The sequence below is a fragment of the Geomonas paludis genome (assembly GCF_014193585.1).
In the GTDB taxonomy this organism is placed as follows: domain Bacteria; phylum Desulfobacterota; class Desulfuromonadia; order Geobacterales; family Geobacteraceae; genus Geomonas; species Geomonas paludis.
In genome coordinates this window covers 40,110-60,540 of the sequence record NZ_BLXY01000012.1, presented here as the reverse complement: position 1 = coordinate 60,540, position 20,431 = coordinate 40,110, and the positions used below count along the sequence as shown (strand labels likewise).

The window sequence follows — 20,431 nt, the reverse complement described above, 5'->3', positions numbered from 1 at the left end:
CTTCGCCATGTCCGACGACAAACACTCCAAAACAGAGAAACCTACCAGTAAAAAGATCTCCGATGCCAAGAGCAAGGGGAACGTAGCGCGCAGCCGCGAGATGACCTCCGCAGTGACGCTGATCGCGGCCATGGTGGCGCTCTACGCCACTTCCAGCGTGATGCTCAAGACCTTGCAGGGGACCATGAGGGAGATCTTCGGCGGACTCGCCACCATCGAGATCACCCCGGCCGGCGTGCACCACCTGATGATCAAGCAATTCGCCAACCTGGGCATCATGCTGACGCCGTTCATGCTGGTCTGCCTGATCGCGGGGGTCGCCGTAGAGATCAGCCAGGGAGGGATCAACCTCAGTTCCGAGAAGCTCAAGTTCGACCTGGGGCGCCTGAACCCGGTGCAGGGGGTGGGGAGGCTCTTCAACAAGGACTCGCTGTTCGAGGTGGCCAAGTCCTTCCTGAAGATGGGGATCGTGGGGTACATGGCCTACAAGATCCTGGCCGAGGAGATGGAAGGGATCATCTTCCTGGTCGACCAGGACCTGCAGGGGATCCTGCAGTTCATCGGCCACATCGCCTTCAAGATCGTGCTGCACACCTGCGGGGTGCTGATCATCCTGGCGGTGCTCGACCTGGCCTTCGTCAAGTGGCGCTTCCTGGACAACCTGAAGATGACCAAGCAGGAGGTGAAGGACGAGCACAAGAACACCGAGGGCGACCCGGCCATCAAGGGAAAGCAGCGCCAGAAGGCGTTCCAGATGGCGCGCCGGCGCATGCGCCAGGTCATCCCGACCGCGGACGTGGTGGTGACCAACCCGACCCACTACGCCGTGGCGCTCAAGTACGACCGCTTCAAGATGTCGGCCCCGGTGGTGCTCTTCAAGGGGGTGGACCAGATGGCGCTGCAGATGAAGATCGTGGCGCGGGAAAACAACGTGACCCTGGTGGAGAACCGCTTCCTGGCCCGCGAGCTCTACGCCCAGGTGGAGGAGGGGTACGAGATCCCGGAAGGGCTCTTCGCCGCCGTCGCCGAGATCCTCGCCTACGTCTACAGCTTAAAAAAGAGGTGAGGCACTCGCCTCACCTCCCTTGATTCAACCTGCTGAATTCGTCCTTGCCGGACCCGTCCCAATCGACTAAGGGGACTGCACCTGACCGACTAAGGGGACAGGCACCTGGCGGAGCCAGTCCCCTCCCTGGCGGAGCAGTCCCCCGTCACCCCCACAGGATGAGGCCGGGGTCGTACACGGTGCCCAGTTCCGGGTGCCGCGGCATGACCCGCAGCAGAAAACCGTGCCGGCCGCAGAAGCGGCATTCCAGCTCGCCGCCAAAATGCCCCACCTTGTCCGGGTCCGGGGCGGGGTCGAGCGGCACCACCTCCCCACCCATGATGGCGCCCCGCGAATCGAGCACCCCGAAGTAGACCTCGACCGCGATCTCGGACAGCGGCACCTCGCCCGGCGTGATCTGCACCGAGATGGGGACCTTCTGCCCCACGGTCACCTCCCGCTCGCACTGGGCCTGGACCGCCACGATGGCAAGCCCGCCCCACACGCCGTGCAGCCTTTCCTTCCAGCGCGCCAGTTCCACCGCGAGCCTCAGATCGTCCCGGTTCAGCCGCTCCCAGTTCTCGAAGGACGGGAGGTAGCAGCGCCGGGCGTACTCCTGCACCATGCGGTCGGTGGAAAAGACCGGGCAGAGGGTCTGCATGGACGCCTTCATGAAGGCGGTCCAGCCGCGCGGCACGCCGTCGCTGCCGCGGTTGTAGAACAGCGGCACGATCTCCTTCTCCAACAGGTCGTAGATGGCCCTGCTTTCCACCTCGTTCTGGTAGGTGAGGTCGTCGTACACCTCGCCCCTGCCGATGGCCCAGCCGTTGTTGCCGCGGTACCCCTCGCACCACCAGCCGTCCAGGATGCTCATGTTCAGCCCGCCGTTGAAGGCGACCTTCATGCCGCTGGTGCCGCTGGCCTCCTGCGGCCGAAGCGGCGTATTGAGCCAGACGTCCACCCCCTGTACCAGGCGGCGCGCCACCGAGATGTCGTAATCCTCCAGGAAGACGATGCGGCGCCGGAACTTCTCCTGCTGGGCGAGTTGCACGATCTGCCGGATCAGCTCCTTGCCCTGGTGGTCGGCGGGGTGGGCCTTGCCGGCGAAGACGATCTGCACCGGCCGCTCCGGGTGGTTCAGGATCCGCTCCAGCCGCTCCTTGTCCTGCAACAGCAGCGTGCCGCGCTTGTAGGTGGCGAAGCGGCGCGCGAAGCCGATGGTGAGGATCTCCGGGTCGAGCACGTCGCCGGCGCGGTCGATCTCCTTGGGCCCGGCGTCGAGTTTCTGCAGCTGCGCCCGGAGGCTGAAGCGGGCGTAGTCGACCAGGCGCTCGGTGCCGCGGCGGTGGGTGCGCCAGAGTTCGGCGTCGGGGATGCGGGACACCTTGCGCCAGAGCGCGTCGTCGCTCTGCTCCAGCCAGCGCGTGCCCAGGTAGCGGATCAGGAGGTTGCTCATCTCCTCGGAGAGCCAGCTCTTCTGGTGCACGCCGTTGGTGACGTAGGTGAGGGGGAGTTGTTCTTCGGGAAGGTCGGGCCAGACGTCGGCCCACATGCGGCGCGACACCATGCCGTGCAGCTCGCTGACGCCGTTTGAGTGCAGCGAGAGCTTCATGGCCAGCACCGCCATGCAGAAGTTCTCGTTGCTGCGGCCGTGGTTCTGCATCCCCAGGGTAAGGAACTGCTCGCGGGTGAGCCCCAGGTGGCGGTAGTAGCAGCCCAGGTAGCGCTCGATCAGCTCGGGTGGGAAGTGGTCGATCCCCGCCTCGACCGGGGTGTGGGTGGTGAATACGTTGCCGCCGCGAACGGCCTCCATCGCCTCGCCGAAGCTGAGCGCACGCTCCTCCATGAGGATCCGGATCCGTTCCAGGGCGAGGAAGGCGGCGTGCCCCTCGTTCATGTGGCAGACGTTGGGCTCGATGCCCAGGAGGCGCAGGGCGCGGATGCCGCCGATGCCGAGCAGGATCTCCTGCCTGATGCGCATCTCCTGGTCGCCGCCGTAGAGCCTCGTGGTGATCTCGCGGTCGGCCGGCGTGTTCTCCTCCAGGTTGCTGTCCAAGAGGTAGAGCCGCACCCGCCCCACCTGGACGCGCCAGATCTGCACCCGCACGCTGCGGCCGGGGTATTCCAGCTCCAGGGTAAGCGGCGTTCCCGCCGCGTCCCGCTCCAGGTGCAGGGGGAGGTTGTAGAAGTCGTTCTCGGGGTAGACCTCCTGCTGCCACCCCTCGAAGTTCAGGTGCTGCCGGAAGTACCCCTGGCGGTACAGAAGTCCCACCCCGACCAGCGGCAGCCCGAGGTCGCTGGCCGACTTCAGGTGGTCGCCGGCCAGGATGCCGAGGCCCCCGGAGTAGATGGGGAGCGACTCGTGCAGGCCGAACTCCATCGAGAAGTAGGCGATGCGCGTGCGCGGGTTGCCGTGCCGCTCGTACCAGGTGCGCGAGGCGAGGTACTCGTCGAGCCTCTCCTCCACCTGGGCCAGGTGCGACATGAACCCTTCGTCCAGCATCAGGCTGTCGTAGGTGGCCTGCTGCAGGCACCCCAGCATCTCCAGGGGGTTGTGGCGCGTCGCCCGCCAAAGTTCCGGGTCGAGGCGCTTGAAAAGTCCGATGGCCTCCGGTTCCCACGTCCACCAGAGGTTGTATGCGATCCGTTGCAGCCCGGAGAGCTCCCTGGGGAGCGAGGGGACAACGGTGAAGCGGTGCAGCGTCGAGAAGAGGTTCATACCGCCTCCTCGCTACTTACTCCGGCCTCCCTATACCGAACTTCTCCAGCCGGTATTGTAGCGTTTTGTAACTCATACCGAGAAGTGGTGCCGCTTTGGCGATGACCCAGTCGGCCCGTTGCATGGCCTTCGTGATCAGGTCGCGTTCCAGGTTGTCGATGGAAATCCCTTCGGCCGGGAAGTCGAAGGGGAGGGACCCGGCCAGGGAGGCGTCATGGTGCACCTCGGCGGGCAGGTCCTCGGGTTGAATATAGTCGCTCTCGGCCATGAGCACGCCGCGCTCGATCACGCTTTCCAGCTGGCGCACGTTGCCGGGCCAGTTGTAGTCTAACAGGATCTTGAGCGCCGGCTTGCCGATTCCCTTCACCGAGATGCCGGAGGCCTGGCTGTACTTCTTCAGGAAGAAGTTGGCCAGGGTGACGATGTCGTTGCCCCGCTCGCGCAAGGGGGGCAGGGTGATGCGGATCACGTTCAAGCGGTAGAAGAGGTCCTCGCGGAAGTTGCCGCGCTTGGTTTCCTGCTCCAGGTCCTTGTTGGTGGCCGAGATGATCCTCACATCCACCGGGAGGTTCACCTTGCCCCCCACCCGGCGGATCTCCTTCTCCTGGATGGCGCGCAACAGCTTCGCCTGCATGGCGACGTTCATCTCGCCGATCTCGTCGAGGAACACCGTCCCCCCCTCGGCCGCCTCGAAGATGCCGATCTCACGGCTCCCGGCGCCGGTGAAGGACCCCTTCTCGTGGCCGAAGAGCTCGCTCTCGATCAGGGCGTCCGGGATCGCGGCGCAGTTGATGGCGAAAAAGGCCTTGTCCCTGCGCGGGCTGCCATCGTGGATGGCGCGGGCCACCAGCTCCTTGCCGGTTCCCGATTCCCCGTAGATCAGCACCGTGGTGGAGGTGGGGGCGATCTTGTGGATGATGCGCGCCACCTCCATCATCTTCGGGTGGTCGCCGATCATGTTGGGCAGCGTCCTGGTCTCCGCCAGCTTCTTGTGCAGGACCCGGTTTTCCTTCAGCAGCATGATGCGCTCGAAGGCGCGCTGCACGGTGAGGATCAGGTCCTCCCGCTCCAGCGGCTTCTCCAGGTAGTCGAAGGCCCCTTTCTTCATGGCCTCCACCGCGGAATCGATGGTGCCGTGGGCGGTCATCATGACCACGCACTGGGTGGGGTTGTCGGAGAGCACCCGCTCCATCAGCTCCATCCCGGAGATACCCTGCATCTTCAGGTCGGTCAGCAGCAGGTCGTACTCCGCCTGTTCCAGTTCCTGCAGCGCCTCTTCACCGCTGGGGACGGGGGTGATCCGGTACCCCTTCTTGGACAGGATGGCGCTCAGGATGTCGCGCTGCCCTTTCTCGTCGTCTACTATCAGGATGCTGCCGCTCATCGCCACTCCAGTCTCTTAATTTCCAGATGCTTCATTCGGGCCGGCCGCGATCAGGGTCGCCTGCCGCGCCTGCTCTTCGCTGCGGGCCAGCGCCGAGGCGGGGAGGATGACCGTGAAGGTGGTCCCTTCCCCCTTGCGGCTTGCCACGCTGATGCGCCCGCCGTGCTCCTTGACGATGCGTTCGGTGATGGCCAGCCCGAGGCCGATGCCCGCCTCGCGGGTGGTGAAGTAGGGTTGGAACACCTTCTCCAGGTCCTGCTCGTCGATGCCCACGCCGCTGTCGCCGAAACTCAGCCGGCATTCACCCGTTTCCGGGGCCACCACGGCGCCCAGGGTGATGACGCCGCCGTCGGTCATGGCCTGCATGCTGTTGCTGATGAAGTTGCACAGGCAGTTGCGCATCAGCTCCGGGTCGATGTACATCGCCGGCAGGTCGGCCGGGATCTCGCGCACCACCTGCATGTTCCGCTCGCTTAACCGGTCCTGCATGATGTGGATCGCCTTGTCGACCAGCTCGGCGTAGCACACCCGCTGCAGTTTCAGCTTGAGCGGGCGGCCGTAGTTCATGAAGTTGAGCACCATGTAGTTGGCCTTGCGCACCTCTTCCTTGATGTTGTCCGCGATGGACTCGAGCTCGCCCCCCTTTTCCGGGCAGGAGGGGAGCAACTCGCTCTTCAGGTGGTCGATGGCGAGGCTTATGTAGTTTAACGGGTTCCTGATCTCGTGGGCGATGCCGGCGGCCAGCTGTCCCACCTTGGAGAGGTGTTCCGCCTCGTAGAGCCGTTTCTCCAGCTGCTCCTTTTCCTTGAGCTTCTTCACCATCTCGTTCAGGTTCTCGGCCAACTCTCCGATCTCGTCGCCGCTTTCCGCCTCGAAGGTGACGCTCAGGTCGCCGGCGGAGACGTTGTTGACCCCGGTGGCCAGGCGGTGAATCGGGCTGGTGTAGCGGCGCGCCAGGAAGATGATCAGTATCATGCCGCCCATGAACACCAGCACCGTGGCGGAGAGGCGGCGCACGAAGTTGGCGTGCTGGATGTCGCGGATGTTGTCCAACAGGAGGTTGATCTGCACGTAGCCCAGCTGTTCGTCGCCCACGATGACCGGGACCACCAGGTCGTACGGCTTGAGCGAGCTGCCGCCACCGCCGCCGCGGCGCTTGAGCCCCTTCTCCAGCTTCTTGATCTCGCGCTTCTTGCCGACCTGGGCCGGGTCGGAGGAGTTGATGATCTCCCCTTCGTTGTTGATGATGTTGATCTCGTTGACGCCCTTGTTTTTCGCGTGGCTTAAGTATTCAGAGAGCCGGGTGGACTCTTCCTCCGAGGTCAGGTCCTCGACGCTCAGCTGAATGGCCTTGGAAACCACGTTGGAACTCTCCTGGATCTCCTGCACCAGGTCGTTCTGGCTGAACTGGTTCAGTATGAAGAGGATCAGCGTGGCGACTACCAGCATGGTGAGCATGATCATCACCAGCTTTGTGTTCAGTTTCATGACGTTGTTTCCGATATATGAGTTTTCACTAAGGCCGCAAGTATACAGTACCCCCCTTGGCTAGACAAGGGCGATATCGGGGTGCCGCAACCTATTAATTGTCTTCCATTAGCTGGGACTTGCTGCTAAGATGCCGGTCGTTGATATGCGCCAGACCAGGAGCGATGGGAGGAGGCATGAGCTACAGCGTCGACAGGATTTCGGGGGGGCTCAGGATCGACCCCGATGCCGGGGGGCAGGAGCATCAGCGCAGGCGCGGCAAGCCGGCCCAGAAGTCGGAGCCGACCGACAGCGTCAGCATCTCCGAAGAGGCGAAGAAGCTGCTTGAGAACGCCGAAGCCGAGGACGCCTCCGACGAGCCCTAGCTGGTGAAAAGGGCCTTGTCCTCGGCGAAGGCCTTGTCGAAGGCCTCCAGCATCCCGGCCGCGTTTTCTTCCGTGATCTTCAGCAACTGACCCGCCTTGGAACCGGCGAGGTCGATCTCTTCCTGGGGTTCCCTGATCCCGATGCCGAGTTTCAGGCAGAACTGGTCGGCCAGCGAGGTCACCGCGGTCAGGTTGATCAGGGCCGGGTCGTCCAGTTCGCTGAAGTCCAACTGGTGGTGCTGCAGGATCGCCGCCGTCAGGATCTCCGGGAAGTTCCACTTCCTGATCACGTACGCTCCCACCTCGTCATGGGTGAAGGGGTAGACCCCCTTCTCCGCCTGCCCGAAGGAAATCCCCTCGTTATAACAGTGCTGCATCACCTCCTGGAACTTGTCCCGGTCCAGGGTGTTCATGATGATCTTGCCGATGTCGTGGAACAGGCCGGCGAGGAAGGCTTCCTCTTCGTTGGCGGCGCGGGTGCGTCTGGCGATGATCCTGGCGGCGAGCCCGGCGGCGAAGGAATGCTCCCAGAGCATCTTTTCGGTGAGACCGTAGGGCTTGTAGACCTGCTTCACCGAGGCGGCGACCACGAGGCTTCTCAGGGTACTGAAACCGAGGATGACGATGGCACTGGAGAGGGTCTGGATCTGCCGGCGACAGCCGTAAAAGGAGGAGTTGGATATTTTCAGGACGCGCGCCGCAACGGCGGGGTCCGATGATACGATCTTGGCGAGCTCTTCTGCGGTGGCGCTGTCACTTTCGATAAGCTCCATCACCTTGATGGCAACGATGGGAATGGTGGGCAGGTCCGCTGCGGTCATGATCGCAGTTTCGAGTTCTTTATTCATGCCTTGGATCCTTCCGTTGGGTGGCCGGGTTCTGATCAGGTTCAAAAATATACCAAAACGTTAGCTTTAAGCAAGCTCGGATTTAATGATTGAAAGGGGGCTCGCCGCGGTCTATACTGCCCTGAAAAAACAGGAATAAGGTTTCGCATTGATCGTAAAAAATACTGAGTTCATTAAAAGTGCCACCCGCCCGGCACACTATCCCGAGGGGAACCTGCCCGAGATCGCCTTCGCTGGACGCTCCAACGTCGGCAAGTCTTCCCTGGTCAACGTGCTGGTGAACCGGAAGAACCTGGTGCGCACCAGTTCCACCCCCGGCCGCACCCAGCTGATCAACTTCTTCCAGGTAAACGACGACTTCATGCTGGTCGACCTCCCCGGCTACGGCTACGCCAAGGTGCCGCTGGCGGTGAAGAAGGACTGGCGCCCCATGATGGAGACCTACCTCGCCAAGAGAAGGAACCTGCGCGGCGTGGTGCTCATCCTGGATATCCGCCGGGTCCCCAACGACGATGACCTGCAGATGCTCGCCTGGCTGCGCGCCTACTCCATCGCCCCCATCATCGTGGTCACCAAGTGCGACAAGCTCTCCAAGAACGAGCGGGCCCGCCAGACCGCCGTGATCAGCGCCACGCTGGGCGTCGACAAGCAGGACCTCACCTTTTTTTCGGCGCTGAACAAGGAAGGCAAGGATGCCGTCTGGGCCCGCATCGACGCGGCCCTGGCCCCCGCAGCGTGCGAACCCGGCGAATTTGCAGAGGAAGCGGCGCCGGTTAGTGATTGACTTTCCCCGCGGCGTCTGTTAGTAAACACGTCGCTGCAAAATAAAACGCGATTTGCATGATCTTCCGCCAAACGCTTCTACATCCCCTCTCCCTCCGGGAGAGGGCTAGGGTGAGGGCGTTTTCCTGGTTCCCAAGCTCCAGCTTGGGAACCCCATGTGACGCAAAGCTCCAGCTTTGCATCCGAGGGAAGTTGGATCTTCGGAGAGGCTTTGCGTTCCCAAGGTGGACCTTGGGAACGAGATCAAAAATACATAGACGTTCGTCTTGGTGCCCCGAGAGGGGTTAAAAGGGAAGAGGGTGTGAATCCCTCGCTGTCCCGCAACTGTGAACGGAGATGAAAGCCGCAACAACGCCACTGATCGCATCGGGAAGGCGCGGCGAGTAAGACGACCCGTGAGTCAGGAAACCTGCCAGGATGAGAAGCTTGTTGCAACCTCCGTGGCAGAGGGGCTAAAGCCGGAACCGCACCTGCAGTGCGTTTTTGACCCGCCTTCCGTCATGGGAAGGGGGGTTTTTTTATGTCCAAAGTGGTCCTGGTCACCGGCGGCGCCCGCAGCGGCAAGAGCCGCTTCGCTGAAGGTCTGGCCGACAAGTACGCGCCGCTGCGGGGCTACCTCGCTACCGGCGAGGCGGGGGACGCCGAGATGGCGGACCGCATCGCCCGGCACCAGGGGCGGCGCGGCCCGGAATGGCAGACCGTCGAGGAACCGCTCAAGGTGGCGGAGGCGATCCGCAGCCACCAGGGGCGCTTCAACGTGATGCTGATGGACTGCGTCACCCTCTGGATCTCCAACCTCCTGTTCCGCTGCCCGGGCGGGGCCGCCGAGGCCCTGGCCGAGGTGAAGAGCTTCGCCGGGGGCTTTAGCTCGCTTGCCACGCCGCTCATCATCGTCACCAACGAGGTAGGGATGGGGATCGTCCCCGAGCACCCGCTCTCCCGCGCCTTCCGGGACCTGGCCGGCGAGGCCAACGAGATCATCGCCGCCGCGGCGGACGAGGTGTACGTCACCATCTCGGGACTGCCGCTCAGGCTGAAGTGATATTGCCATGAAATACAAGGAGGGAACGATGCAACTTCTGGAAACGACACTCGCCAAGATCCAGCCGGTGGACGAGGCGCTGCTCGCCAAGGCCCAGGCCAAACTGGACAACAAGACCAAGCCGCTCGGCTCGCTGGGGCGCCTGGAGGAAGTCGGCCGCCGCTTCGCCGCCATCACCGGTGACCTCGCCCCCGACACCGCCAAGAAGGTCATCTTCACCTTTGCCGGTGACCACGGCATCGTGGAGGAAGGGGTTTCCCTGTTCCCCAAGGAAGTCACCCCGCAGATGGTGCTCAACTTCCTGCGCGGCGGCGCGGGCGTCAACGTGCTCGCCCGTCACAGCGGCGCCGAGGTGCGCGTGGTGGACGTTGGCGTCGACTACGACTTCGAGCCCGCCCCGGGCCTCATCATCCGCAAGGTCGCCAAGGGGACCCGCAACTTCGCCAAGGGTAGCGCCATGACCCGCGAGGAGGCGGTTGCCGCCATCGAGGTCGGCATCGCGCTCGCCGACGAGGCCAAGAAGGAAGGGATCACCATGGTCGGCACCGGCGAGATGGGCATCGGCAACACCAGCCCCTCCTCCGCCATCATCGCGGCCATCGCCGGCTGCACCGTCCGCGAGGTTACCCACCGCGGCACCGGCATCGGCGACGAGGCGCTGGAAAAAAAGATCAAGGTGATCCAGGCCGGTCTCGACCTGAACCGCCCCGAGCCGCAGGACCCGCTCGACGTCCTCACCAAGGTGGGCGGCCTGGAAATCGCGGGCATCGCAGGCCTCGTGCTGGGCGCCGCGGCCAACCGGATACCGGTGGTCGTCGACGGTTTCATCTCCACCGCCGGCGCGCTGATCGCCTCCGAGATGCATCCCTCCGTGCGCGACTACATCTTCACCGCCCACACCTCCGTGGAGATCGGGCACCAGATGATGCTGGAGCGCATCGGCGTGAAGCCGCTGCTCGACCTGCAGCTGCGCCTGGGCGAGGGGACCGGCGCCGCGCTGGCCATGGGGCTGATCGAGGCCGGCGTCAAGATCCTGAAGGAAATGGCAACCTTCGAAGAGGCCGGGGTGGCCTCCGCCTAGGCGAGGCGGCTGAGGTAACGCATGAGGCTATTCATCATCGCCTTCCAGTTCCTGACCATCGTGCCGCTGCCGCTCTCGGTGCGCTGCGAGGAAAAGGACCTGGGCCGCTCCATGGCCCTGTTCCCGTTGGTGGGGTTCGCCCTCGGCGCGCTCCTGGCCGGAGTGGACTTCCTGCTGACGCCGCTCTTGCCCCGTTCCGTGGCCGACCTGCTACTGGTCGCCATCCTGAGCGTCGCCACCGGCGCGCTGCACCTGGACGGTCTCTCCGACGTCTGCGATGGGCTGGCCGCGCGCGGCTCACGCGAGCGCTTCCTGGAGATCATGAAGGATTCCCGGGTTGGTGCCGTGGGGGCGGTCGGTCTGGTGCTGGGCCTCATGCTCAAGTACCAGGCGCTGCTGGCGCTTCCCGCCGAGTACAAGCGGGAGGCGCTGCTGTTCTTCCCGATGGCCGCCCGCTTCGCCCAGGTGCAGATGACCGTCGGCTCGCAGCGGGCCCGCAAGGACGGGCTCGGCCACGCCTTCGTGGGCGGGGCGGGGACGCTGCAGCTGGTCCTCGCCGGTCTCTGCACCGTCGCCGTCGGCGCGGCGCTGCTCCACCTGTCCGGGCTCATCACCCTGCTGCTCCTGTTCCTGCTGACCTGGGGCATCAAGGCGTGGTCGCATGGCAGGCTCGGTGGCGTCACCGGTGACGTGATCGGCTGCGCCAGCGAACTGAACGAGATCTTTTGCCTTATCTTCCTACTGGCCCTTTTAGGCAGGATGGGTTGAGGGCTGGCTCCGCCAGGTGCCTGTCCCCTTAGCACAGTCACCCTCCTTAAGGAGAACTGCATGATCCAACGAACAAGGATCCACCTGATCCGCCACGGCGAGGTGGAGCGTCCCTACTGCTACAACGGCCACTACGACGTCCGTCTCACCCCGCGCGGCGAGGAGATGTACCACCAGTTGAAACCGCGCCTGGACCCGGACCGGATCAGCGCCCTCTACACCAGCGACCTGCAGCGCACCGTGCGCGGCGGCGAGATCCTCGGCCCCTACCTCGGCGTCGAGCCAGTCACCGTCCCCGCCCTGCGCGAGCTGAGCTGCGGCGTCTGGGAAGGGCTTTCCGTAGCCCAGATCCAGGAACAGCGCCCGGACGAGTGGGCGGCGCGCCTGGCGGACCTGGAGAATTTCTGCGCCCCCGGCGGCGAGAGCCTTGGCGAACTGGCCGGACGCGTGCTGCCCGCCCTGAAGGAGATCGTGGAGCGGCACCGGGGCGAGGAGGTGCTGGTGGTGGCGCACGGCGGCGTAAACCGGATCGTACTTCTTGATGCCATCAAGGCGCCGCTGGGCTCCTTCTTCAGCATCGACCAGCAGTACTGCGCCATGAACATCATCGACTACTGGTCCGACGGCAACACCGTGGTCCAGCTGGTCAACGGCTGACGGAGACTTCCCGGGCATGAAGCGTATCGTCATCGCAGCGCCGCACAGCGGCTCCGGAAAAACCACCGTGACCCTCGGCATCATGGCGGCGCTCAGGCGTCGTGGGCTCAAGGTGGCGCCGTTCAAGGTCGGGCCGGACTTCATCGATCCCGGCTACCACGCCCTGGTGACCGGCGTCCCGTCCATCAACCTGGACGGATGGATGTGCCCGCGCGAGTTCGTGAGGGAGAGCTTCGCCCGCAGCACGGCTGGCAGCGACATAGCGGTGATCGAAGGGGTGATGGGGCTCTTCGACGGCATCGACGGCAGTTCCGATGCCGGCAGTACGGCGCAGATTGCCAAGGAGTTGGCCGCGCCGGTCGTCCTGGTCATCGATGCCAGGAGCCAGGCCCGCAGCGCCGCCGCCCTGGTGAGCGGCTTTGCCGGCTTCGACCCGGCTGTGAAGGTCGCGGCGGTCGTCTTCAACAACGTGGCGAGCGCCAACCATGAGCGGATCCTGCGCGAGGCGCTGGCGGCGCACCTCCCCGGAGTCGCGCTGCTGGGGTGCATGCCGAGGGACGCGGCGCTTGCCATCCCGTCGCGCCACCTGGGGCTGACCACGGCCGAAGACAACCCGCTCTCCGCGGAGTTTCTGGACCACTTGGTCGAGGTCGTCGAGCGGCACCTCGACCTGGACGCCCTGCTGGCATTGCAACAGCAGGAAATCCCGGCGCTGCCGCAGTCGGCGCTTTCGGAAGCCGGTGCCGGCGGTGGTGCCGAATCGGTGCGTATCGCGGTGGCGCGCGACGCCGCCTTTTGCTTCGCCTATCCGGACAACCTCAGACTCCTTGCCGAGCAGGGCGCCGAAATCTGTTGTTTTTCCCCCTTGAGGGATGCCGCGTTGCCAGATGGGATCGGCGGTATCTACCTTCCCGGCGGCTATCCCGAGCTCTTCGCCGAGAAGCTGGCCGCCAACGAGTCGATGCGGCAGGCGGTCCGCCAGGCGGTCGAGGCGGGCATGCCGGTTTACGCCGAGTGCGGCGGTTTCATCTACCTCACCCAAGGCGTGGCGGGCGAGGGGGGGACGATCCCGTTTGCCGGCGTCTTCCCGGTGCGGACCCGGATGCTGCCGCGGCGCAAGGCGCTCGGGTACCGGGAGATCGAGTTGATCGGGGACGCCGTGATCGGCCCCAAGGGAGCCACCGCCCGGGGCCATGAGTTTCATTATTCCGAGATGGAGGAGATGCCGGAGGGAATCGAACGCCTCTACCGGGTCAGCAGGAAGGGCGCCGACCTGGGACTGGAAGGTTTTCGCTACCAAAACTGCCTGGCCTCCTACATCCATTTACACTTCGGCAGCTCACCGGGTATCGCACGGGACTTCGTGGGACACTGCAGGGCATACCGGACCAGGAGTCTCACATGAAAACGCAGATTGAAGCAGCGCGCGCGGGGATCATTACGCCGCAGATGACGCAGGTGGCATTCGACGAGCAGTTAACGCCGGAGTACGTCCGGGACAAGGTGGCTGCGGGGCAGATCGTCATCCCCTGGAACCACGTCAGGAAACCAAAGGTGGCCGGTATCGGCACCGGGCTGCGCACCAAGGTGAACGCATCCATCGGCACCTCGTCGGACATCATCGATTACGAGGCCGAGGTGCGCAAGGCAAAGGTGGCGCAGGAAGCGGGCGCCGATACCCTGATGGAGCTTTCCGTGGGCGGCGACCTGGACCGGGTGCGGCGCGAGGTGATCGCCGCGGTGGACCTGCCGGTGGGCAACGTGCCGCTGTACCAGGCCTTCTGCGAGGCGGCGAGGAAGTACGGCGACCCCAACAAGCTGGACGAGGAGATGCTCTTCGACATCATCGAGCGCCAGTGCGCCGACGGCATGGCCTTCATGGCCGTGCATTGCGGCATCAACCTCTACACCCTGGAGCGCCTGCGCAAGCAGGGGTACCGCTACGGCGGCCTGGTCTCCAAGGGGGGCGTCAGCATGGCGGCCTGGATGATCGCCAACAACCGCGAGAACCCGCTCTACGAGAAGTTCGACCGCGTGGTGGAGATCCTGAAGCGTTACGACACCGTGCTCTCGCTCGGTAACGGCCTGCGGGCCGGCGCCATCCACGACTCCAGCGACCGCGCCCAGATCCAGGAACTTTTGATCAACTGCGAGCTGGCCGAACTTGGCCGCGACATGGGATGCCAGATGCTGGTGGAAGGTCCGGGCCACGTGCCGCTGGACGAGGTCGAGGGGAACATCAAGTTGCAGAAGAGGATGAGCGGCGGCGCCCCTTATTATATGCTCGGGCCCATCTCCACCGACGTAGCGCCCGGGTTCGACCACATCACCGCCGCCATCGGCGCCGCCCAGTCCTCCCGCTTCGGCGCCGACCTGATCTGCTACATCACCCCGGCCGAGCACCTGGCGCTTCCCAACGAGGAGGACGTCAAGATGGGCGTCAAGGCTGCCAAGATCGCCGCCTACATCGGCGACATGAACAAGTACCCCGAGCGGGGCAGGGAGCGCGACAAGGAGATGAGCAAGGCGCGCCGGGACCTCGACTGGCAGCGCCAGTTCGAACTGGCCTTGTTCCCGGAAGACGCCGCCGCCATCAGGAAGAGCCGCGTCCCCGAAGACGAGCAGACCTGCACCATGTGCGGCGACTTCTGCGCCTCCCGCGGCGCCGGCAAGATCTTCGCCGCCGACCTGCGCGGGGACAAGATTTGATGCTGGGCACGTTTGTGAATAACCCTCTCCCTCTGGGAGAGGGTGGCCGAAGGCCGGGTGAGGGAGATGCCCTCACCCCGACCCTCTCCCGGAGGGCGAGGGAGGTAGGTGGACAGCCGGTGTGTGGCCGTGCGCTGCTCGCTGGTAGTGTGTTGGTACCTCTTCTGGTTCCGTCCCCCGCCCATGCCATGCACATCTCCGAAGGTATCCTCCCCTTCCCCTGGGCGCTGGCCTGGTTCCTGGTGCTGGTGCCGTTTCTGGCCCTCGGCATCAGGCAGTTGAACGCCCTGGCGCGGGAGGACCTCTCCATGAAGCCGCTGGTGGGGCTCCTCACCGCCGTGGTCTTCATCATCTCCTGCATGCCGATCCCGGTGCCGACCGCTGGGACCTGCTCGCATCCCTGCGGTACTGGGGTATCGGCCATCCTGGTGGGCCCGCTGGTGAGCGTGATCATCGCGGCGGTATCGCTGCTGATTCAGGCGCTGTTCCTGGCCCACGGCGGGCTCTCGACGCTGGGCGCCAACACCCTCTCCATGGGCGTGGTCGGCTCCTTTGCCGGCTGGTTCGCCTTCCGGGCCCTGCGCAAGGTCGGCGGGAGTTTAGCTCTGGCTGGATTTATCGCCGGGCTTGTGGCAGACTGGGCCACCTACGCCACCACGTCGCTCCTTCTCGCCCTCGGCATCCGGGGGGAGTCGCCGCTGTGGCCGCTGTTCGTCAAAATCGTCATCGCCTTCCTCCCCACCCAGTTGCCACTGGGCATCCTGGAAGGGGTGATTACCGCGGGCATGGTCACGCTTTTGTACCGCAAGCGCCCGGACCTGCTGGTAAAGATGAGGGTCATCACGGAAAAGGAGGTGCCCGGCAATGCCTGATAGAAAACGCAGGTGGAAAGTACTGCTGCTGCACACCGTGATGCTGCCGACGCTGCTGTTCGCCTTCTACTTCTTCTCGCTGGCCCCGAAGGCTTACCAGGGGGTGGACGAGGCCGTGGTGGAGAAGATCGCCAAGGAGCACGGGCGGGAAGCGAAGGCGCCGCTCATCGATCCCGGCTCCGGAGATCTGCTGCTGTTCGCTTTCCTGGGGGCGGGCGTCGTGGGCGGGTTCGCCGCAGGGTACTACTGGCGGCAGTTGACCGGCAAAGACAAGAAGGAAGGTTGATGCACCATCACTTCAACGCATACCGCCACCACGCGGCACATCCTCTCGCCTCAGTCGATGCGCGGGTGAAGCTGGTCAGCGCCCTGGCCCTGCTGGTCATGGTGCTGAGCGCGCAGGGAGTGGCCTTCCCCCTGGCGGTGGCGGCGCTCGGGCTCGCCCTCTGCCTGCACCTGGGGACGCCGCTGCGCATTCTCGTGCTGCGCTTCTCCGAACCGCTCTTCATCGCGGTCATGGTGCTGGCGCTGAAGACCTTCTTTTCTGGCACCATACCCATGTTCAGCATCGGTGTGGCGGGGTGGGAACTGGTCGGGCACCGCGACGGGCTGGCGGCGGGGCTCCTCATCGCCGGGCGTATCATGGGCGGAGTCTCCCTGCTGGCCGTGGTCGGTTTTTCCACACCCTTCACCGAACTCATGGCCGCGCTCTCGTGGCTCCGGGTGCCGCAGGTGTTGGTGGACGTCGCGCTCTTCGCCTGGCGCTACCTGTTCCTGCTCCTCGAAGATGCCCAGGTGGTCTACAACGCCCAGAAGAACCGTCTCGGCTACGTCGGTTGCCGGCGTGCCCTCTCCTCGTTGGGGACATTGGCGGGCATCTTGGTCATCAAGGCCTTCGACAACAGCCAGAGCATCACCACCGCCATGGTGCAGCGCGGCTACGATGGCGCCATGCCCGCGTCAGTGCACCGTCCGCTCCGGGCGGTCGAGGTCGGCTCCGCGTTTCTCTTAGTGAGTGCTATCGCAGTGTTGAGATTGATGTCATAAGTTCACGTCCACATCCCCTCTCCCTCCGGGAGAGGGCTAGGGTGAGGGCGTTGCCAAGGGCAAAATAATAGCCACAGCCAAAAGCAGAAGGGACTGGCTCCGTCAGGTGCCTGTCCCTCTAGCGGAACGCCCTTTCAGCTCAGCCACCTTTCTCAACCACAAAGGGGACAGGCACCTAACGGAGCCAGTCCCCTCCAAAGCGCTGCACGAGCCCCGACGTTCCCCCCTTTGCGAAGGGGGGGCAGGGGGGATTTGATGCTGGCAGGAAAAGCCACATAGAGTTGTAGGTAGCTAATCAGGAAAAAGGAACGCAGCGTGGACCAAACCAGAATCTCCGTCAACCTCGAAAGCTATAAATACCCCGACGGCACCGTCGCGCTGGCCGACCTGCGCCTCAATATCGCTCGGGGCGAGTTCGCCGGCATCCTCGGCTCCAACGGCTCGGGCAAGACGACGCTGCTCAAGATCATGGACGGGCTGATCAAGGGGTATCGCGGCGAGGTGCTTCTGGACGGCGACAACGTGCTGCGCCTGCACCCGCGTGACATCTACCGCAAGGTCGGTCTCGTGTTCCAGAACCCCGACGACCAGCTCTTCGCCAGCAGCGTCTTCGAGGATGCCGCTTTCGGCCCGCGCAACATGGGGTGCGCCGAGGCCGAGGTGAAAAGCCGTGTCGAGGCGGCCCTGGCCAGCGTCGACATGTCCGAGTTTGCCGGCAAGGGGATTCACAACCTGAGCTACGGCCAGAAGAAGCGGGTCTGCATTGCCGGGCTTCTCGCCATGGGGCACGAGATCCTGCTTTTGGACGAGCCCACCGCCGGACTGGATCCCATGGGCGAGTACCGGATGATGGAGCTCCTGACCCGGTTGAACCGGGACCAGGGCGTCACCATCGTCATGGCCACCCATAGCGTCGACTTGGTGCCCATCTTCCTGCACCAGCTCCATATCCTGAGCAAAGGTCGTCTGGTCCGCGGCGGCGCTCCCGAAGACGTCTTCACCGCCCCCGAAGAGTTGGCCAACGTAAAGCTGCGCCTCCCCCACATCGCGGAGCTGATCTACCAGCTGAAGCACGAAGAAGGCCTCCCCTTCACCCGCCTCCCCCTGACCATTGGCGAAGCCCGCCGCGAGATGGTGGAGGCGATGTCTCGCAAAGGCTGATTGCTGCACCGTACTCCCTCACAGGGCGACCGCACCGGGTCGCCCTTTTTCGTGTCGCGTCTGCTGCGACGTTAGCTATTGAGACAGTTCGGCGTCCCACTTTCGCACACGTTTCGATTCCATAACCTGGCTACAATGTCGTAACCTCCCGTTTCCTCACGAATAACATACGCTGGACTCGATGCGGCATGTATCGTGCTCATTAGAAGATGCGCCCGCAGCCGAGGAGGTAGCTTGACTGCGGCCAATCCAAATACTAATGGGGTGACAGATGGGTGGTTTCATTATCGCGGTTGGGGTGGTGTACGTAGTGGCAATCCTGGTGCAGATCGGCTGCTACCGGAGCAGCTTGAAGAAGGGTACGGGAGAGAACGGAGTGGGTGTGGTGGCGGCGCAGGCCTGCCACTAGACGGCAAGAAGGAGGGGACTGGCTCCGGCAGGTGCCCGTCCCCTTTCTGCGGAACAGGCACCTGACGGAGCCTGTCCTTCTGCCAAAAAAGCGGGGCGGATCAACAGATCGGCCCCGCTTTGCATTTAAGGATTAGCGACTGTCTTCCGCCTTGCCCATCCCCCTCTCCCTCCGGGAGCGGGGTGGGGTGAGGGCGCTGCAATAGGCAATGATCCCGCTTCGTGGCACCTCCCTCACCCGCCCTTCGGGCACCCTCTCCCGGAGGGAGAGGGAATTAGCGATGTCGCTAATCAGGTTTGTAGGTGGCCGTGGCAAAAGACTAGCGCTTCTCGAGCACCTTGGCCCGCGCACGCCCGATCATGCCGGCGATGCTCCCCATCTCGTCCAGCGACTCTCCTTCGACCAGCTTGATGTGGGTGACATCGGCGGGAACCTGGTTGAAGGTGGGATCGACCGAGACCCACCTCCCTTCCAGGTAACTTTCCGCCCAACTGTGGTACAGGAACCCGTCGCCCTGGTACACGAGCCCGGACACGAAGCGGGTCGGGATGCCGGCGGCCCGCGCCAGCGAGACGTAGAGCCGCGCGTGGCTTTGGCAGTTGCCGCGCCCTTTCTGCAGCGTCTCTAGCGGCGACTGGGAATCGATCACGTCGGCCTTGATCTGCGTGGCAACCCACGCCGTCAGCCGGGCGACCTTTTGGGCTGGAACCTTTTCGTCGCCCACGATGGCCCTCATGCGGGCAATGATCTCGGGGTTGTCGCTGGGGGTGCGCTCGCCGGGCTGCAGGTCCGCCTGGGTGGGCGCTTCTTCCGCGGGGAGGCCGGGGTTGGGGAGGATGAAGATCACGCTGCCGTCAGCCTGGCGCTCAGCACTCTGCCACGTCCCCTGCAGCAGGCGCTGCTGCGCCGGTATCCCGGTTATCTGCACTACCAGTTTCTGCAGCCGCTCGGGGTGCTCCAGGGGCGGCGTCACCCGGATCATGCTGAAGTCGTAGACGAGATCTTTCTTCTCCATGGCCGCTTCCGCAAGCTCGGCCCTCGCGGTCGCCTCGTCCCGCGCCATCGTGACCACCAGCCCGTCCCGCACCGATTCCTTCAAGGTATTGCCAGAGAGATCGACCCAGATGTCGTTGTCCACCATGGTGTAGAGGTCGTTCTTCAGGTGCACCACCTGCTTGCCGTCCAGCGTTTCCGGGCCTACTACCTCGACCTTCGCCTGCTTCACCTTCACCGCTTCCGGATCGAGGTACTGGATCTTGTAGGTCTTGCCCGGCACGGCCCCCTGCATGAGCGGGTACAGGTTCAGGGCATGGGGCGGGTACACCGCACCCTTCACCTTCAGGAGCCGCTCCTTGTTGCCGTTGGCGGAACGGGTGTGCACCGTGATTCCCTTCGGGGTCACCGCGCCCTCGATGTCGACGGGGCTGCCGTCGATGCGGTTTTGGACCTGGAACGAGCGCAGGGTGAGGTCGGGAGCCACCTGGTACGATTCCGTGGAACTGGCCTCACGCGAGAACCCCATCACCTTCATCTTGACGCTGCCGCGCGAGGAAATCTGGTAGCCGTTGGCAGTGCGGGTGACGGTCGTCTGGCCGAAGCCGACCTGCTCGTCGCCCATGATGATGCTGAACCAGCGCTCCCCTTCGGGCGGGGCGGCCAGTTTGGGGAGAGGAGTCGCCGCCAGGAGCTGCAGCGGCAGCAGGACCAGGGCGAGTACCGCCATGAGCCGTAGTGAGAAATGAAAGCGTGCCGTGGTTGTCATGCCATCCTCCTTGGCTGAGATCGCGGTAACTTATACCACATCAATTGCGCCGGGCGCAATGCGCCAACCCGCTCTTTTTCTTATGAAACCCGCTCCGGGCGGGGCTCATGAGGTGGAGACCGTGAAGAATCCTTTGATTAATTACAGTTAAGCTCTTGCAGTCTTTTTAGCGCCTCAGTATAATGTGTTCATAGATAAGAGTTGCGGAGGATCGTAGGATCCTCCTTCCCCTAGCCGACTTGCCCTCCTAGTCGCTAGGGTTTTTTTTTGTACCTTCCGCATCTCAAGTGT

17 protein-coding genes, 1 pseudogene and 1 riboswitch are annotated in these 20,431 nt (G+C 64.1%); of the genes and pseudogenes, 13 read left to right on the top strand and 5 right to left on the bottom strand.

The window, feature by feature from the left end; genetic code table 11:
- Positions 1–7 precede the first annotated feature (7 nt).
- The gene (gene flhB / locus H7687_RS18480; protein ID WP_183350132.1) at positions 8–1,066 is read left to right on the top strand and encodes a flagellar biosynthesis protein FlhB; all 1,059 of its coding nucleotides are present in this window, start codon (positions 8–10) and stop codon (positions 1,064–1,066) included.
- Between the two features lie 145 nt (positions 1,067–1,211).
- Here flhB and glgP read toward each other — a convergent pair whose 3' ends face one another.
- From glgP to H7687_RS18465, 3 genes are read right to left on the bottom strand one after another with little or no spacing between them, the layout of a single operon-like run.
- The gene (gene glgP, locus H7687_RS18475) at positions 1,212–3,764 is read right to left on the bottom strand and encodes an alpha-glucan family phosphorylase (protein WP_183350130.1); all 2,553 of its coding nucleotides are present in this window, start codon (positions 3,762–3,764) and stop codon (positions 1,212–1,214) included.
- Positions 3,765–3,780: 16 nt separating this feature from the next.
- Complete coding sequence (locus H7687_RS18470) at positions 3,781–5,148, bottom strand: sigma-54-dependent transcriptional regulator (RefSeq protein WP_183350129.1); 1,368 nt, start codon at positions 5,146–5,148, stop codon at positions 3,781–3,783.
- A 15-nt stretch (positions 5,149–5,163) separates the two neighbouring features.
- A complete protein-coding gene (locus H7687_RS18465; RefSeq protein WP_246404995.1) occupies positions 5,164–6,636 on the bottom strand; it encodes a sensor histidine kinase in 1,473 nt (490 codons plus the stop codon).
- Between the two features lie 176 nt (positions 6,637–6,812).
- On the opposite strand from H7687_RS18465, the gene H7687_RS18460 reads away from it, so the two are divergent.
- A complete protein-coding gene (locus H7687_RS18460) occupies positions 6,813–7,001 on the top strand; it encodes a hypothetical protein (RefSeq protein ID WP_183350127.1) in 189 nt (62 codons plus the stop codon).
- Here H7687_RS18460 and H7687_RS18455 read toward each other — a convergent pair.
- Positions 6,998–7,849 (bottom strand): HDOD domain-containing protein, encoded by an 852-nt coding sequence (locus tag H7687_RS18455; RefSeq protein ID WP_183350125.1) that lies wholly within the window; start codon positions 7,847–7,849, stop codon positions 6,998–7,000. The two genes, H7687_RS18460 and H7687_RS18455, sit on opposite strands and share 4 nt — an antisense overlap.
- 148 nt (positions 7,850–7,997) lie before the next feature.
- Here H7687_RS18455 and yihA point away from each other — a divergent pair, with 148 nt between their 5' ends.
- The 11 genes and pseudogenes from yihA (at position 7,998) to H7687_RS18395 (ending at position 18,378) form a co-directional block, all read left to right on the top strand.
- Entirely contained in the window at positions 7,998–8,633 is a 636-nt protein-coding gene (gene yihA / locus H7687_RS18450) for a ribosome biogenesis GTP-binding protein YihA/YsxC (protein ID WP_183350123.1), read from the top strand.
- A 249-nt stretch (positions 8,634–8,882) separates the two neighbouring features.
- A riboswitch (cobalamin riboswitch) is annotated at positions 8,883–9,063 on the top strand.
- Between the two features lie 89 nt (positions 9,064–9,152).
- Positions 9,153–9,674, top strand: a complete 522-nt coding sequence (gene cobU / locus H7687_RS18445) for a bifunctional adenosylcobinamide kinase/adenosylcobinamide-phosphate guanylyltransferase (RefSeq protein WP_183350121.1) — start codon at positions 9,153–9,155, stop codon at positions 9,672–9,674.
- A gap of 28 nt (positions 9,675–9,702) precedes the next feature.
- Entirely contained in the window at positions 9,703–10,755 is a 1,053-nt protein-coding gene (cobT, locus tag H7687_RS18440; RefSeq protein WP_183350120.1) for a nicotinate-nucleotide--dimethylbenzimidazole phosphoribosyltransferase, read from the top strand.
- Positions 10,756–10,776: 21 nt separating this feature from the next.
- A complete protein-coding gene (cobS, locus tag H7687_RS18435) occupies positions 10,777–11,523 on the top strand; it encodes an adenosylcobinamide-GDP ribazoletransferase (protein ID WP_183350118.1) in 747 nt (248 codons plus the stop codon).
- Positions 11,524–11,583: 60 nt separating this feature from the next.
- The gene (locus H7687_RS18430; protein ID WP_183350116.1) at positions 11,584–12,180 is read left to right on the top strand and encodes a histidine phosphatase family protein; all 597 of its coding nucleotides are present in this window, start codon (positions 11,584–11,586) and stop codon (positions 12,178–12,180) included.
- Between the two features lie 16 nt (positions 12,181–12,196).
- On the top strand, positions 12,197–13,585 hold the full coding sequence (locus H7687_RS18425; RefSeq protein ID WP_183350115.1) for a cobyrinic acid a,c-diamide synthase CobB: 1,389 nt from the start codon (positions 12,197–12,199) through the stop codon (positions 13,583–13,585).
- On the top strand, positions 13,582–14,889 hold the full coding sequence (gene thiC, locus H7687_RS18420; protein WP_183350113.1) for a phosphomethylpyrimidine synthase ThiC: 1,308 nt from the start codon (positions 13,582–13,584) through the stop codon (positions 14,887–14,889). Before H7687_RS18425 ends, thiC begins: the two co-directional genes overlap by 4 nt.
- Before the next feature lie 119 nt (positions 14,890–15,008).
- Positions 15,009–16,047, top strand: a pseudogene (locus H7687_RS18415) (energy-coupling factor ABC transporter permease).
- A complete protein-coding gene (gene cbiQ, locus H7687_RS18405; RefSeq protein ID WP_183350110.1) occupies positions 16,047–16,808 on the top strand; it encodes a cobalt ECF transporter T component CbiQ in 762 nt (253 codons plus the stop codon). Before H7687_RS18415 ends, cbiQ begins: the two are co-directional and overlap by 1 nt.
- A gap of 315 nt (positions 16,809–17,123) precedes the next feature.
- Positions 17,124–17,969: an energy-coupling factor ABC transporter ATP-binding protein gene (locus H7687_RS18400; protein ID WP_183350109.1), complete on the top strand. Its 846-nt coding sequence runs from the start codon at positions 17,124–17,126 to the stop codon at positions 17,967–17,969.
- A 271-nt stretch (positions 17,970–18,240) separates the two neighbouring features.
- Positions 18,241–18,378 (top strand): hypothetical protein, encoded by a 138-nt coding sequence (locus H7687_RS18395; RefSeq protein WP_183350108.1) that lies wholly within the window; start codon positions 18,241–18,243, stop codon positions 18,376–18,378.
- A gap of 319 nt (positions 18,379–18,697) precedes the next feature.
- On the opposite strand, the gene H7687_RS18390 is transcribed toward H7687_RS18395, so the two are convergent.
- Entirely contained in the window at positions 18,698–20,140 is a 1,443-nt protein-coding gene (locus tag H7687_RS18390) for a transglutaminase-like domain-containing protein (protein WP_183350107.1), read from the bottom strand.
- Positions 20,141–20,431: the final 291 nt, after the last annotated feature.

Excerpts from the sequence above, each read along its gene's own strand:
- flhB (WP_183350132.1), top strand. The coding sequence starts at position 8 with ATGTCCGACGACAAACACTCCAAAACAGAGAAACCTACCAGTAAAAAG.
- glgP (WP_183350130.1), bottom strand. The coding sequence starts at position 3,764 with ATGAACCTCTTCTCGACGCTGCACCGCTTCACCGTTGTCCCCTCGCTC.
- H7687_RS18470 (WP_183350129.1), bottom strand. The coding sequence starts at position 5,148 with ATGAGCGGCAGCATCCTGATAGTAGACGACGAGAAAGGGCAGCGCGAC.
- H7687_RS18465 (WP_246404995.1), bottom strand. The coding sequence starts at position 6,636 with ATGAAACTGAACACAAAGCTGGTGATGATCATGCTCACCATGCTGGTA.
- H7687_RS18460 (WP_183350127.1), top strand. The coding sequence starts at position 6,813 with ATGAGCTACAGCGTCGACAGGATTTCGGGGGGGCTCAGGATCGACCCC.
- H7687_RS18455 (WP_183350125.1), bottom strand. The coding sequence starts at position 7,849 with ATGAATAAAGAACTCGAAACTGCGATCATGACCGCAGCGGACCTGCCC.
- cobU (WP_183350121.1), top strand. The coding sequence starts at position 9,153 with ATGTCCAAAGTGGTCCTGGTCACCGGCGGCGCCCGCAGCGGCAAGAGC.
- cobT (WP_183350120.1), top strand. The coding sequence starts at position 9,703 with ATGCAACTTCTGGAAACGACACTCGCCAAGATCCAGCCGGTGGACGAG.
- cobS (WP_183350118.1), top strand. The coding sequence starts at position 10,777 with ATGAGGCTATTCATCATCGCCTTCCAGTTCCTGACCATCGTGCCGCTG.
- H7687_RS18430 (WP_183350116.1), top strand. The coding sequence starts at position 11,584 with ATGATCCAACGAACAAGGATCCACCTGATCCGCCACGGCGAGGTGGAG.
- H7687_RS18425 (WP_183350115.1), top strand. The coding sequence starts at position 12,197 with ATGAAGCGTATCGTCATCGCAGCGCCGCACAGCGGCTCCGGAAAAACC.
- thiC (WP_183350113.1), top strand. The coding sequence starts at position 13,582 with ATGAAAACGCAGATTGAAGCAGCGCGCGCGGGGATCATTACGCCGCAG.
- cbiQ (WP_183350110.1), top strand. The coding sequence starts at position 16,047 with ATGCACCATCACTTCAACGCATACCGCCACCACGCGGCACATCCTCTC.
- H7687_RS18395 (WP_183350108.1), top strand. The coding sequence starts at position 18,241 with ATGGGTGGTTTCATTATCGCGGTTGGGGTGGTGTACGTAGTGGCAATC.
- H7687_RS18390 (WP_183350107.1), bottom strand. The coding sequence starts at position 20,140 with ATGACAACCACGGCACGCTTTCATTTCTCACTACGGCTCATGGCGGTA.